The following is a 13034-nucleotide window of genomic DNA, read 5'->3' on the forward strand; positions in this document are numbered from 1 at the left end:
TCAGCATCGATTAAAAGAAATCCCTTCTCCTTGCCCTAAAGATGAGGTAAATTTATTAAAAATCAAAAGTAGTATTACAAACCAATAATAAAGTTATGAAGAAGAAATTGGAAGCGGAACTTATTAGTATTGCTCACAGAATATTACAGCTCAAAGACAAATCCACCCTACCTCAGCTACAAGAAGAGGCTAGAAAATTATATGAAAAATTAACAATCTTAAGCTTTGCTGAATCTCAATCTTTAGGTCCTCAGCCTACAATTGGCCAAATTACCGCTGCACTCGATGAAGAAGCTGAACCCATAGAAATCAAAAAAGAAGTAATCAAACCAATTTTAAGTCTGGAAGAACAACCCGACGAAATAGTTCAACCTGCAGAAACTATTATTGATTTAGAAGAAAAAGATATACATACCAAAGAAGAAGACATCCCAGAAATTATTATTGAAGAGATTAATGCCAAAGTTACCGAAGATCTTTTTGTACCAGCTGTTAAAGCAACCGAGGAGACGATATCGCTTTCAGAACCTGTATTCGAAAAGAATGATATGGAAAATGTGGGGCAAAGCATGCCTATTATTGACACCCTTAATGATCAAGACGAAAAACCAAAATCCCTTAATGATCAGCTAAAAAAAGGAATTAATATTGGTCTAAATGATCGTTTGGCCTTTATCAAACATCTTTTTGATGGTAGTGCTGCCGATTATAATAGGGTTCTCTCGCAGTTAAATACTTTAAACAGTAAAGGTGGTGCAAGGCAATTTATCCTAAACATGGTAAAACCCGACTATAACAATTGGAAAGGCAAAGAAGAATATGAACAACGCTTTATAGATATTGTTATGAATAAATTTGAGTTCTAAATAAAACCACAATGATATGAAAATTGCTTATTGGATTGCCACAGGATTACTTTCCTTAATGATGTTATTTTCGGCGAGTATGTACATTTTTAATCATGAAGAAATTCTTAAGACCTTTATCTCCTTTAATTACCCTGGTTACGTTATTTATCCATTGGCTATTCTAAAACTATCAGGAATAACTGTTATATTACTTAATAAATGGAAATCATTAAAAGAGTGGGCTTACGCAGGGTTTTTCTTTAATTTTGTGATGGCTTTTTTTGCTCATCAACAAGCTGGTGATGGAGAATGGGGTGGAGCTTTAATGGCATTAGTACTTTTGTTAGCTTCTTATTTTTTAGGAAAAAAAGTTCGTGCCTAGCACTATAATTTATAAAAACACCATATGAAGATTGTATATTGGATTACCACTGTAGCGTTATGCGCTATTATGTTGTATTCTGCACAAATGTATTTTTTAAATACTGAAAAAATAAAAGGCTTTTTTGAGTTTTTTAATTATCCAACTTACATCGTAATTCCATTGGCGATTGCTAAAGTATTAGGAGTAATCGCAATTATTACTAACAAAATAAAGTGGGTCAAAGAATGGGCCTATGCAGGCATCTTTTTTGATCTAGTGTTGGCTAGCTTAGCACATCATTATGCAGAACATGGTATTGGTTTATCTGTTTATGCCATTCTTATTCTTATTGTTTCTTATGCCACTGGCAAAAAAGTCCGACCTTAATGTCTAAACTATATCTTGTTCCTACTCCAATCGGTAATCTGGAGGATATGACCTTCAGAGCAATTAAAATACTCAAAGAAGTAGATTTAATCTTGGCTGAAGATACCCGAACCAGTGGAAAACTACTAAAACATTTTGAGATCACTACACATATGCAAAGCCATCATATGCACAATGAGCATAAAACCATAGATAGCATTATTAGAAAATTACAAAGTGGAGAAAAAATTGCTTTGATTAGTGATGCAGGAACACCAGCCATAAGTGATCCTGGTTTTTTATTAACCAGGGCTTGTGTTGAACAAGGAATTGATGTAGAATGTCTTCCCGGAGCGACTGCTTTTGTTCCTGCACTGGTGAACAGTGGGTTACCCAACGATAAATTTGTTTTCGAAGGTTTTCTACCAGTAAAGAAAGGACGACAAACCCGACTAAAACTACTAGCCGAAGAAACGCGAACTATGATATTCTATGAATCTCCACATAAATTGATCAAAACTTTAGGAAATTTTGTAGAATATTTTGGTGCAGATCGACCTGTTTCAGTTTCTCGAGAATTAAGTAAACTTCATGAAGAAACGATACGAGGAACAGCTGAAGAAGTTTTACAACATTTTGAAAATAAACCTCCCAAAGGCGAGATTGTAATTATTGTTGGAGGAAAGAAATAATTATGAAAACGCTACTTTCAGATATCAGAGACTGTGAAGTTTGTAAAGCACATTTACCATTGGGTCCAAGACCTGTAGTTTCTGCACATCCAGATGCTAAAATTGTCATCATCGGTCAGGCTCCCGGAACCAAAGTACATCAATCAGGTATCCCCTGGGATGATGCTAGCGGAAAACAATTAAGAAAGTGGTTAGCTATTTCTGACGAACTGTTTTATGATGAAACCAAAATAGCCATCGTACCAATGGGGTTTTGTTATCCCGGAAAAGGTAAAAGTGGTGACTTGCCGCCAAGAACAGAATGTGCTCCGCTATGGCATCAACCTCTATTTGATCAAATGCCAAAACTGGAATTGGTTATTCTAATTGGGCAATATGCCCAGAAGTACTATCTAAAAAAGGAAGCAAAAAGCAATCTTACTGAAACAGTAAAAGTTTTTCAGGAGTATTTACCTAAATACTTTCCTTTACCGCATCCATCTCCAAGAAACCGATTCTGGCTTACCAAAAACCCTTGGTTTGACAAGGACGTTATTCCTGTGTTACAGCAACTTATAAAAGAAAACATTACATAAAATAAACTTTTCCATATTCATATAATGACCATATCACAATTTATATCCAAACTTAAAGAAGAACCAAGACAAATCACTTTCAACGATACAATGAGTGTAATCGACAACCATTATAATTTCACCCCTTGTACCTTTAAAAATGCAGATGTCATTAATCAATCTGGAGAAAATTCCGGGTCTTGCAAACTATTTTATTTTGCTCATCTACAACAGCTATGCAAAGAAGAAACGCTATCGTGTTTTGGACAATATTATACCGATGTATTGAACACTCCAGAAGGCAATGATCACCAAAACATTCGCAATTTTATGAAAACAGGATGGGATAAAATTTCTTTTGACCAGATTCCCCTGACAAAAAAAATCTAAAAAAATCATTGGATATACCTGTTGCTATACTATTTTGATCAACAAATAGTTATGTAATATTATATGAAACACCAACCACTATTTACAATTATAGGCATTAGTCTGCTCGTATTTTTACTATGGCAACTACCCTATTTTGGGATGGTTCAGTACCCCTTGTTATTACTAGGAACTTGGTTTCATGAAATGGGTCATGGATTAACAGCATTACTTCTTGGAGGAAAATTTTACTATCTGGAGATTTATGATAATGGCGGTGGAGTTGCCTATTCTAATGTTGCTACCAGTTACCTGGAATATCCATACGCCAGAGCAATTACTTCTGCTGGAGGATTACTTGGGCCAGCCATATCAGGGGCAATATTAATTGCTGCTGCCAGAAACAAAGTAACTTCGAAAATTGTGTTATGGCTTCTAATAGCCATTATGGTTTTGTCATTGTGCCTATGGATTCATGAATTACTGGCTTTGGTTATTCTTAGTGTATTCGCTGCAATTCTTTTCTTTATTGCTATTCTTAGAGTTCGAAACCTGGAGGCTTTTACATTACTCTTCTTAGGAACACAATGTGTGTTGAGTACTTATCTACAAACGGGGTATTTATTTACCAAACAGTTTGAACGAGATGGTAGAATACAATACTCAGACACACAAATGATTGCAGCACATCTATCCGGAACTTATTGGATGTGGGCAATTCTGATTCTTTTGATCACAGTTTATCTATTGTATAAAAGTTATCGGTATTATTTAAAAAAATAGCACTTTAAATCATACAAATCAAAGTGTTATTCTATTGTAAAATTATTTTGTTGCAAAAGCTATAATAATTAGTTTTAAGATTTGCCTACTCTTTTTATAGGTTTTTCGACATACACCTTTTTAGCCTCAGTTCGACTTAAGCTAAAATTTTAAAAAAAGCGTCAATTCGAGTGGTTTTTCAGAATGAAATGGAGAAAAATTGTATCGAGAATAGCTTTTTTTAGATAGATCTACACCCCAAAATTCAGATAATTTCTTACGAAATAATCGCCCTTAAATACTGGAAATATTAATCCGTGGTAAATACGGGTTTTGCATCGGTAATCCCTGTTAATTCATATAAATTTAATCACGAAGAGGTTTTTTTAATTAACTTTAAAAAAGAATTATTAACCCATAAATACGCACACAAATGGAAGAAACAATCACACAACAAAATGACGTCGACAGCAGAGCTATTCTTGATGCTGATATCCAACGATGGAAAGATGAAGATGTTCTAAAATTAGCCAATCATTTTCACAAAAAACGATTTCATAAATCATATGGAGAACAATATAAGCGTGTTGAAGTATTCCAAATGGAAAAAAAGGACGTTACACGTTTTAATGCTGTCGCAAACAACATTAGCGAACTAAGAATTCATTTAGCACTAGAAAAAGAAAACATTAGTAAACACACTTTTTATCCTATCATAGGAGTTAAGCAGAATGGAAGTGATGAGGAAGAATATTTTCCATTAATTCCGGATCATATTGAAATTCAAGCTAAGAGTAAGATAGCAGTGCCAGACAAAAAAACAACTGGAGATATCGTTCCTTGGGAATTTAAAAAGATGATTGGTCAAAATTGGGATCAGATTGATAATAATTTAATAGACGATCTCTTTATTGCCAAGGAAGGAAACGATAGATTCAGAGTGCATTTTTATTATATAGGTAAGGAAATGATTAATGTTATAAAAAAATTAGGTCAGATAAATAACATTAAACTATATCCTGGAGTAGATATGAATAAATTTCAGTACAAAGAAATGATTTCTTTTGCACCTACCATTGGTTTTGAAATGCCACCAAATGCCAAAAGAGCTCAGCAGCAAGATATAATGGGTATTAAGGGAATGTTGGAATCAGTACCAGAAATAAATGAACTATTTATAGAATACTTGAGACCTTGTCCACCAACTTGCGTTCCTTAATAGAATGATAATATCTGAAAACTAATTAATGAGTAAAGAACTTTTTGAAAATTTAACTTTAGCAGCTTCCCTTTTTTTGTTAGCTCCGTTACTTATATCAATTTTTAGATTTAGGTACTTCAATTTTTCACAAAAAGGACTGTTGTTTTTGATTGTGGTTACTGTAATCGTTGAAATAATATCATGGATACTTTGGTATAAAATGATTAACAATATGCCTCTATATCATTTTTTTACGGCTATTCAGTTTTTATTAATTGTACATATATATAGAACAGTTTTATCCAAAATATTTTCAAAGTTGTTCTTTATTATCATAAGTATTGGTTTTATAGTATTTGCTATAATTAACACCTTGTTTTTTCAGAATCTAAATACGTTTAATTCTAATGTAACAACCCTTATGGGATTCCTGGTCATCTTTTTTTCTTTAAGTTACTTTTATGCTTTACTAAAAGAAGTAAAATATAGTGTCCTGGAAAAGAATCCCATGTTTTGGATCAATTCAGGGTTTTTAATCTATTTTTCCAGTAACTTAATCCTGTTTTATATGAATAACACTTTATTCAAGGGAACTGCAGAAGCAAGTTTAACACTATGGGGCCTTCATGCTATAGTAAACATAGTACTAACGTTATTTTATACCATCGCTTTATGGGTGAATCCGAAGAAGCTATAGCATTTTTAGTGCAACTGTATAATTTTTTCCTAACAACAGGAAAAAAATATTAATTTAATATCATATAATCAACTTATTATCAACTCTAAAAACCTGTTAGGTTTACCATATAGAATAGTTTTATCTGAGACCAAATTATTTTTGAAAAAAATTAGAATAATAAGGTAACAATTCTAGTTTTTAAGACACTTAACTATAGAATTATATATTAATTTAAAACCTTATTTTATGAAAACAAATCATTTATTTTTCCTAGTTACACTAGTATTATTGGCTTCTTGTCATCAGGAAGAACCAGTAGCTGATATTCAGCAACAAGATGTAATCGAGAATTGGAAAAAAGCATCTCCTGAAGAAACATTTAAAAAAGCCGAAAATGGGTTTAGCATTTCTAAACAAGCCATAAAACAAGCCTTAGAATTACCAGAGGTGACTACGATTCGTTTTGTGCTGGAAGTGGATAATGATGTCTTGCAAATACGAGTTGTTGGAGCAGATCAATATGGAAACACTTCTAAAGGTATGTTGGCAAAACCAATTTCATTAGAAAAAACAATCAATAAACTTTTTAGTGAAAAAGAAAAGCATTTTGATACCACACCATTTTCTAAGGCTGTGTCATCACATATCATGCAACCTGAAGATGCTGCAGTTTTTATATCCAGATGGCAAGATCAATGGCGAGATAAATCACTAGAAGAAACGATTGCATATCATGGAATGCGAATCGAACATTTTAGTATGCCAGCAGCAGTAGGAGAACAGATATTACAGAGCGGTTCAAAAAATGTTAATTTGGTATGGGGAGTAAATCCACAAGGTAAATTTACCACCGTATTTTTACCAGAATTGGATGAGGAAGGTAAATTATTAAAACCAGGTTCATTTATTTATGAATATTTAACTCCTTGCCCTCCTACTTGTCCTACAAAGCCGCCAACAAGATCCTAAAATTGTTCAATCATTTAGAATAATATGGATGACAGAAGAATTATTTATAAATCTAATTTTTATACCTTACTGAAAGAAGCACGATACAATACCCTGGAGATGAATCCTATGCTTTATATCAATTCAGGGTTTTTGATTTATTTTTTCAGTAACTTGATATTGTTTTTTATTAATAATACTATGTTTAAAGGTTCTACAGAAGCGAGTTACTTGTTTTGGGGGCTTCATGCTATAGTAAACATAGTACTAACATTATTTTATACCATTGCTTTATGGGTGAAACCGAAGAAGCTATAACATTAAGAATTATAATCATTGGTATGGTAGTTATTTTTCTACTATCATTATCAGTGATTATATTCTTTATCGTATATCAACGAAGGTTACTGGCTCAACAGAAGAAGCATCAAAAAATAGAAACGGATTATCAAAAGGAGTTATTAAAAACATCCATCCTTAGTCAGGAAGAAGAACGTACAAGAATTGCTAAAGAATTACATGATGATGTTGGAGCAATGCTTACTACAACCAAATTGTATTTTGGACAAATCACCTCAAATCTGTCACCAGAAGAACTAGAAAGTATTACCAAAAAAGCTGGTGGGTTTTTAAATGATATGATCAATAGTGTGCGTACTATTTCACAGGATCTTAGACCTGTTATTTTAGAAAAATTAGGATTAATGGAAGCAATCCAAAGCCTGGTACAAACCATAAATGATTCCGGGAAAATTAAAATTTCTTTTAATGATCATACAGTACATACCATTTCTAAATCCAAAGAACTGAACTTGTACCGAATCATCCAGGAGTTAATTACCAATACACTCAAACATGCCGAAGCCTCAACTGTAAAAATCGAATTAAAAAATGAAGGTGACTCATTAATTGTAATTTATGAAGATGATGGAAAAGGTTTAGATCAAAAAAACCTCTCACATAAAAAAGGATTAGGACTTAAGAATATAGAAAGTAGACTGTCCGTCTTATCAGGAACTATAAATTTCCAGGAAAAACAGCTGGGAATGAAAGTAAAAATTATATGCCCTTAAATAATACTATTTGCACACTCATGGAAACTATAAAACTTGGACTTATTGATGATCATAACCTTTTTCGTGAAGGAATAAAATCATTACTTAATAAAATGACTAATATCTCACTGGTATTAGAAGCTGTGAATGGCAAGGATCTTTTAACAAAACTGAATAATATAGTTCCAGATGTTATCCTTTTAGATCTAGAAATGGATGATATGAATGGAGTAGATACTACTGTTAAATTACAAAAACTCTATCCTGATCTAAAGATCATTATCCTAACCATGCATAAAGAAGAAAGGATGATATCATATTTAATGGAAGTAGGTGCAAATGGATATTTGTTAAAAGACACTAATCCACAAGAATTGGAAGAAGCAATTCTGTCTGTTTATGAGAAAGGGTTTTATTTCAATTCTTTTGTCTCTGAAGCCTTATTAAAAGGGTTGAAGCACAAAGCTAACAAACCTCCGGTTATTGGAAAAGATTATCATCTCACCCCAAGAGAACTGGAAGTTTTAGATCTCATCACTCAGGAATTGACTACAGCAGAAATCGCTGAAAAGCTTTTTTTAAGTGTTCGTACTATCGAAGGGCATAGAAAAAATTTAATGATAAAATTGGGAGTAAGAAATATTGCAGGTTTAATGATTAAAGCCATACAAGAGAAGATTATTTCTATCTAAATTAAAAACCTGACTCGTTTAAGAAAACCTATCAGGTTTTTATTTCGTAATTCGTCTTCAAAACTCTAAACTTGTTATATGTGCTTTCCTTTTTCCCAGCCATGTTTGCCTAGATATTGTTCTCCTGATTCGATAGCTCCTTCTTCTACGGTGGTACCCATAGAATCGTTCCAGCGATTCAGGTATCCAAATAAAGAAATAACTCCAAGCATTTCTACGATTTCGCCTTCATCCCAGTATTTATATAGCTCTTCTTTTATACTTGCGTCTACGGCATTTGGAATTACAGAAGCTGCTAATGAAAAATCTAAGGCCGCACGTTCTGCATCACTAAAAGCCGGATGTGTCTTATATTCCCAGATATTATCTAGTTGTTCTTGCTCTGCTCCATAGCGCTCCGCTGCACGAATCGCGTGCGCCTGGCAATATCTACATCCCGTAGCATTACTACTCACCCAAGCGATCATACGTTTTAAAGCCGAAGTTACACGACCTTCATTAGCCATGACAGCTTTATTCAGATTAATAAATGCTTTAGATATGGCCGGTCTTCGTTGCATTGTCAAAACTGAGTTAGGACAAAAACCAAGTGTCTCGTTAAAGAATTCTGCTAATTCTTTGGTTTTCGGATCGTGATCCGCTGATAATGGAGTTACTAATGGCATATTGTGAGTGTATATTTTTAAAGTTAATTGAAACGCCAAAATACAAATTAAAATCTCAATCCCGAAGTATTAACAACAACAGTGCGAACAATTTTAAATTTCCATATCTTGCTATCAAAATCAATTAATTCTTAAAAGATAGTATGCGTTGGACGCTAAAACCTAAACCTGATATCGCTGTGGTAAATGATCTTGCCGAAGCATTAAATGTAAATCATACTATTGCTTCACTTTTGGTTCAGAGAGGCATTGAAACCTATGATCAGGCAAAGAAGTTTTTTCGTCCCTCTTTAGAAGATCTTCACGACCCCTTCTTAATGAAGGATATGGACAAAGCGGTTTCCAGGATCGAAAAAGCGATTACCAATGGAGAAAATATAATGGTGTATGGTGATTATGATGTGGATGGTACTACTTCTGTGGCACTAATGTCTTCGTATTTAAAAACTATTTCTCCGCAAATAGCAACCTATATCCCTGATCGTTATGCTGAAGGTTATGGTGTTTCTTATCAAGGAATTGACTACGCTCATGACAATGATATCAGCCTGATTATTGCATTAGATTGCGGAATTAAAGCTATTGAAAAAGTAGCTTATGCTAAAGAAAAAGGTATTGATTTTATCATTTGCGATCATCATAGACCTGGAGAACAAATACCGGATGCGGCAGCCGTTTTAGACCCTAAACAGGAAGATTGTGAATACCCCTACAAGGAATTGTGCGGGTGTGGAGTAGGGTTCAAGTTAATTCAGGGATTAGCCTCTCAAAGAGGTCAAACTATAGATGATTTATTAGTGTATTTAGACCTGGTGGCTACTGCAATCGGTGCTGATATTGTTCCGATTACAGGAGAAAATAGAGTATTAGCTTATCACGGGTTACTCGTTATTAATGCAAATCCCAGAATTGGTTTTAAAGCAATGCTATCTCAGGTTAAAAAAGAAACACTAACTATTACCGACTTGGTATTCATAATTGCCCCGAGAATCAATGCAGCAGGTAGAATGAAACATGGGTTACACGCGGTTAACCTTCTGACTGAACAGAATTTTGAAACTGCATTACAATTTGCTTCAGAAATAGAGCTATATAATAGTGACAGAAAAGACGCTGATAAAAGCATTACAGCAGAAGCCCTAGCACAAATATTAGATCATAAAGAAGAGGAACGATATACCACAGTTGTTTATCAAGAAGATTGGCATAAAGGTGTTATTGGCATTGTAGCTTCCCGTTTAACGGAAACCTATTATCGTCCTACCTTGGTTTTTACTAAAAGTGGAAAGAAACTTGCTGCTTCTGCCAGATCTGTTAAAGGTTTTGATGTATACAATGCATTAGAAGCTTGTTCTGATCATATAGAACAGTTCGGTGGACATAAATATGCTGCAGGGCTAACTCTGCTGGAGGAACAATACGATGCTTTTAAACAAAAATTTGAAAAAGTCGTGGCTTCCACCATTGATAAAACTTTATTAACGCCTGAGATTTTAATTGATTCGACTATAGAATTAGAGCAAATCACTCCTAAGTTCTATCGTATACTGAAACAGTTCGCTCCATTTGGCCCGGGAAATATGACACCTGTTTTTATGACAGAAGGACTTAAAGATACTGGATATGGAAAATGTGTTGGAGCGGATGAGAAACATCTGAAATGTCGAGTAGAAAAAAATGATGCTGCTATCAATGCTATTGGTTTTAATCTAGGATCCAAACATGAGCTAATAACCGAAGGTCAACGTTTTAAATTAGCATACTCCATTGATGAAAATGAATGGAATGGTAATATTTCTCTACAGTTAAAGCTAAAAGATATAAATTAACACTATTTTTATTTAGATTGATTATAAATAATAGTATTTTTGAATCAAAACAGATTCATCATGAATGCTATCGATAAAATTTATAGTAATCAAATGGGAATATCCTTCTTTTGGAAAAAAGAAGAAAAAATTTCTATGCCAAAAGTCCAATTAGTATTTAGAGATATTGGATTTCTTCTCACATTGAACGAATTAAAAGACTTTTCAGACTCCTGTACAATTACTAAAGAATCTCAATGCTGTGGTCAATGTACTACTCCTCAAAACTGCAGGTCATTATTACTCAGAACCCCATCAGACAAAATAGATATAGCTGTAAACCTGGATGAGCTTCAGCAAATTCATGAATTGATTAATGGAACGATCTTTAGAGTCGAATTAAAGAATTGGATTAAGAATGTGAGTTTAAATTAAGAAGTTCTAATAAATGAATAAATAGATCCCGCTCTACAGCGGGATAAGTTCAACTTCCTATTTTGAAAACTCCACCAAAAGTGGGTTTTCAGAATAGAGTTTCACTTAATTAAGAAAATCCAAGATTTTATAACTTATTTCTTTGGCCTTGGTTTCCTGCACAAAATGTTTTTCATCCACAAAATGAATATCCTCTTCGTCTACTTTTAAAGCATTAGCCGCTTTAGTTTGCTGCGGAGGCCATTGTAGCATTGTGTCGTGTATCCCCCAGATCACTGCAACCGGAATATCTAGATTTTCAAACACTAAAGAGTAATCCGGAAAATAATTACACGTTCTGGTAAAGAAATAGTACATGCCATTAGTTTTTCCTTCTAATAGTGGAGTTTTATACCCTTCTACATCTAATTCATTCAATGTATTTTCTTTCATCCCCTCTTTAAAGAGGCTTTTAAGCAGTTTATTCGTAGTAACCCCATTACGATAGGACCACATTGCGGCTTTGGCAGCAGCTCCGGGACTCATTCTTACAGGAGGATAAAATCCTTCTTCATAAATAAGTGTATTTAATACAATAAGTTCTTCAATCTTATCGGGGGCTTGACGCATTAGTTCCCAGGTCCATATCCCACCAACATCATGCATTACATGCGACCAATATTCAACACCCAGATAATCCATAAGTGCGAGGAGACGCTTTGCGTGATTTTCTTCACTATATATCTTATAACCTTCAGGAGAATCACTAGAACCAAAGCCCAACATATCCGGAACTATTACTCTATAACCTCCTTTTACTAATGGATCAATCATTTTACGATATAACCACCCTGATGTAGGAATTCCATGAAGAAGTACAATAACAGGCCCCTCTCCTTTATCTATATACTTTATAATACCATCCTCTGAAGGAAACAAACGTTGCTCTTCTCTAAATTTCTCATAAGTAATCTGACCTTTACGAACCTTAACCTCCTGATATGGTTTACAGGAAAATAGTACCACCCCAACTAGAAGTACTAAGTAAATCTTTTTCATTTATGACTATGATTTGTGAGGGAGCAATTTACTTAAAATCATTTTTGTATGCTATTCTGTTTGAAATTTTTAAGAAATCTTATTTTTTAGATATCTATTTAAGATATTTTATTTATTACGAAGGATTTTCCATTAAAACTAAAGCTATTTCCATTTTTCTTACCCAGCAACATCTTCCCGATAGGAGAATTAGCAGCTATTGCGTAGTATAACTCATTATTCACTTTAACCTCTCCTATAGAAATACTGATAAAATAATTTGCTTGAGATGTATATACCAAACTTCCCAGGCGAACAAGTTTTGAAGAGGAAGAAATATCAATTTTAGATAAAATTCCTTGTAACTTTTGTACTTCTGCCAATTGTACACCTGCTTTTTCTCTTTCTAACTGAAGCATAGCACGACCCGTTTCGTGTTTATCACCGGCCGTACTTTTGGTTTCTGAGGTTAGAGATTCCTGAATCCCTGAAATGGTACTATGAATTCGTTGAAGTCTTTGGTCAACATAGTTTTGGGATTTAATGAATAGTTCTTGTTTGATTTGATCTGGATTCACA

General features: G+C 33.8%; 18 protein-coding genes. 15 read left to right on the plus strand and 3 right to left on the minus strand.

All coding sequences use genetic code 11. The annotated features are described in order from the left end of the window. The first annotated feature begins 95 nt into the window (after nt 1–95). The 13 genes from J8M14_RS07420 (at nt 96) to J8M14_RS07480 (ending at nt 8530) form a co-directional block, all read left to right on the plus strand. Nucleotides 96–866, plus strand: coding sequence for a hypothetical protein (locus tag J8M14_RS07420; RefSeq protein ID WP_211073962.1), 771 nt, complete (start codon nt 96–98; stop codon nt 864–866). Nucleotides 867–882: 16 nt separating this feature from the next. Further along, a complete protein-coding gene (locus J8M14_RS07425; RefSeq protein ID WP_211073963.1) occupies nt 883–1230 on the plus strand; it encodes a DoxX family protein in 348 nt (115 codons plus the stop codon). A 24-nt stretch (nt 1231–1254) separates the two neighbouring features. After that, nucleotides 1255–1599 carry a DoxX family protein gene (locus tag J8M14_RS07430; protein ID WP_211073964.1) on the plus strand — a complete coding sequence of 115 codons (345 nt, stop codon included), beginning with the start codon at nt 1255–1257 and terminating at the stop codon, nt 1597–1599. Then, complete coding sequence (gene rsmI, locus J8M14_RS07435) at nt 1599–2270, plus strand: 16S rRNA (cytidine(1402)-2'-O)-methyltransferase (protein ID WP_211073965.1); 672 nt, start codon at nt 1599–1601, stop codon at nt 2268–2270. Before J8M14_RS07430 ends, rsmI begins: the two co-directional genes overlap by 1 nt. Before the next feature lie 2 nt (nt 2271–2272). Further along, the gene (locus tag J8M14_RS07440) at nt 2273–2845 is read left to right on the plus strand and encodes a uracil-DNA glycosylase family protein (protein WP_211073966.1); all 573 of its coding nucleotides are present in this window, start codon (nt 2273–2275) and stop codon (nt 2843–2845) included. Between the two features lie 24 nt (nt 2846–2869). Beyond that, nucleotides 2870–3214 carry a HopJ type III effector protein gene (locus tag J8M14_RS07445; protein ID WP_211073967.1) on the plus strand — a complete coding sequence of 115 codons (345 nt, stop codon included), beginning with the start codon at nt 2870–2872 and terminating at the stop codon, nt 3212–3214. A gap of 63 nt (nt 3215–3277) precedes the next feature. After that, a complete protein-coding gene (locus J8M14_RS07450) occupies nt 3278–3976 on the plus strand; it encodes a M50 family metallopeptidase (protein ID WP_211073968.1) in 699 nt (232 codons plus the stop codon). Between the two features lie 412 nt (nt 3977–4388). Further along, a complete protein-coding gene (locus J8M14_RS07455) occupies nt 4389–5174 on the plus strand; it encodes a hypothetical protein (RefSeq protein ID WP_211073969.1) in 786 nt (261 codons plus the stop codon). 214 nt (nt 5175–5388) lie between these two features. Continuing rightward, the gene (locus J8M14_RS07460) at nt 5389–5853 is read left to right on the plus strand and encodes a hypothetical protein (protein ID WP_211073970.1); all 465 of its coding nucleotides are present in this window, start codon (nt 5389–5391) and stop codon (nt 5851–5853) included. A 228-nt stretch (nt 5854–6081) separates the two neighbouring features. Beyond that, entirely contained in the window at nt 6082–6804 is a 723-nt protein-coding gene (locus J8M14_RS07465) for a hypothetical protein (protein WP_211073971.1), read from the plus strand. 24 nt (nt 6805–6828) lie between these two features. Continuing rightward, nucleotides 6829–7101 (plus strand): hypothetical protein, encoded by a 273-nt coding sequence (locus tag J8M14_RS07470; RefSeq protein WP_211073972.1) that lies wholly within the window; start codon nt 6829–6831, stop codon nt 7099–7101. Next, nucleotides 7077–7856: a sensor histidine kinase gene (locus J8M14_RS07475; RefSeq protein WP_211073973.1), complete on the plus strand. Its 780-nt coding sequence runs from the start codon at nt 7077–7079 to the stop codon at nt 7854–7856. Before J8M14_RS07470 ends, J8M14_RS07475 begins: the two co-directional genes overlap by 25 nt. Before the next feature lie 20 nt (nt 7857–7876). Beyond that, a complete protein-coding gene (locus J8M14_RS07480) occupies nt 7877–8530 on the plus strand; it encodes a response regulator transcription factor (protein ID WP_211073974.1) in 654 nt (217 codons plus the stop codon). 74 nt (nt 8531–8604) lie between these two features. Here J8M14_RS07480 and J8M14_RS07485 read toward each other — a convergent pair whose 3' ends face one another. After that, nucleotides 8605–9195 (minus strand): carboxymuconolactone decarboxylase family protein, encoded by a 591-nt coding sequence (locus tag J8M14_RS07485; RefSeq protein ID WP_211073975.1) that lies wholly within the window; start codon nt 9193–9195, stop codon nt 8605–8607. Nucleotides 9196–9338: 143 nt separating this feature from the next. Between J8M14_RS07485 and recJ the strand changes: the two genes are divergently transcribed. Both recJ and J8M14_RS07495 read left to right on the plus strand, forming a co-directional pair. Then, on the plus strand, nt 9339–11024 hold the full coding sequence (recJ, locus tag J8M14_RS07490) for a single-stranded-DNA-specific exonuclease RecJ (RefSeq protein ID WP_211073976.1): 1686 nt from the start codon (nt 9339–9341) through the stop codon (nt 11022–11024). Between the two features lie 60 nt (nt 11025–11084). Continuing rightward, complete coding sequence (locus tag J8M14_RS07495) at nt 11085–11438, plus strand: hypothetical protein (RefSeq protein WP_211073977.1); 354 nt, start codon at nt 11085–11087, stop codon at nt 11436–11438. Between the two features lie 105 nt (nt 11439–11543). Here the strand turns inward: J8M14_RS07495 and J8M14_RS07500 are convergent, their stop codons facing one another. Together J8M14_RS07500 and J8M14_RS07505 are read right to left on the minus strand one after the other, a co-directional pair. Then, on the minus strand, nt 11544–12476 hold the full coding sequence (locus tag J8M14_RS07500; protein ID WP_211073978.1) for an alpha/beta hydrolase: 933 nt from the start codon (nt 12474–12476) through the stop codon (nt 11544–11546). 98 nt (nt 12477–12574) lie between these two features. Continuing rightward, nucleotides 12575–13033, minus strand: coding sequence for a 3-oxoacyl-ACP synthase (locus J8M14_RS07505; RefSeq protein ID WP_211073979.1), 459 nt, complete (start codon nt 13031–13033; stop codon nt 12575–12577). Between the last annotated feature and the right edge of the window lies 1 nt (nt 13034).

The sequence above is a fragment of the Aquimarina sp. MMG016 genome (genome assembly GCF_018100805.1).
Lineage (GTDB): Bacteria > Bacteroidota > Bacteroidia > Flavobacteriales > Flavobacteriaceae > Aquimarina.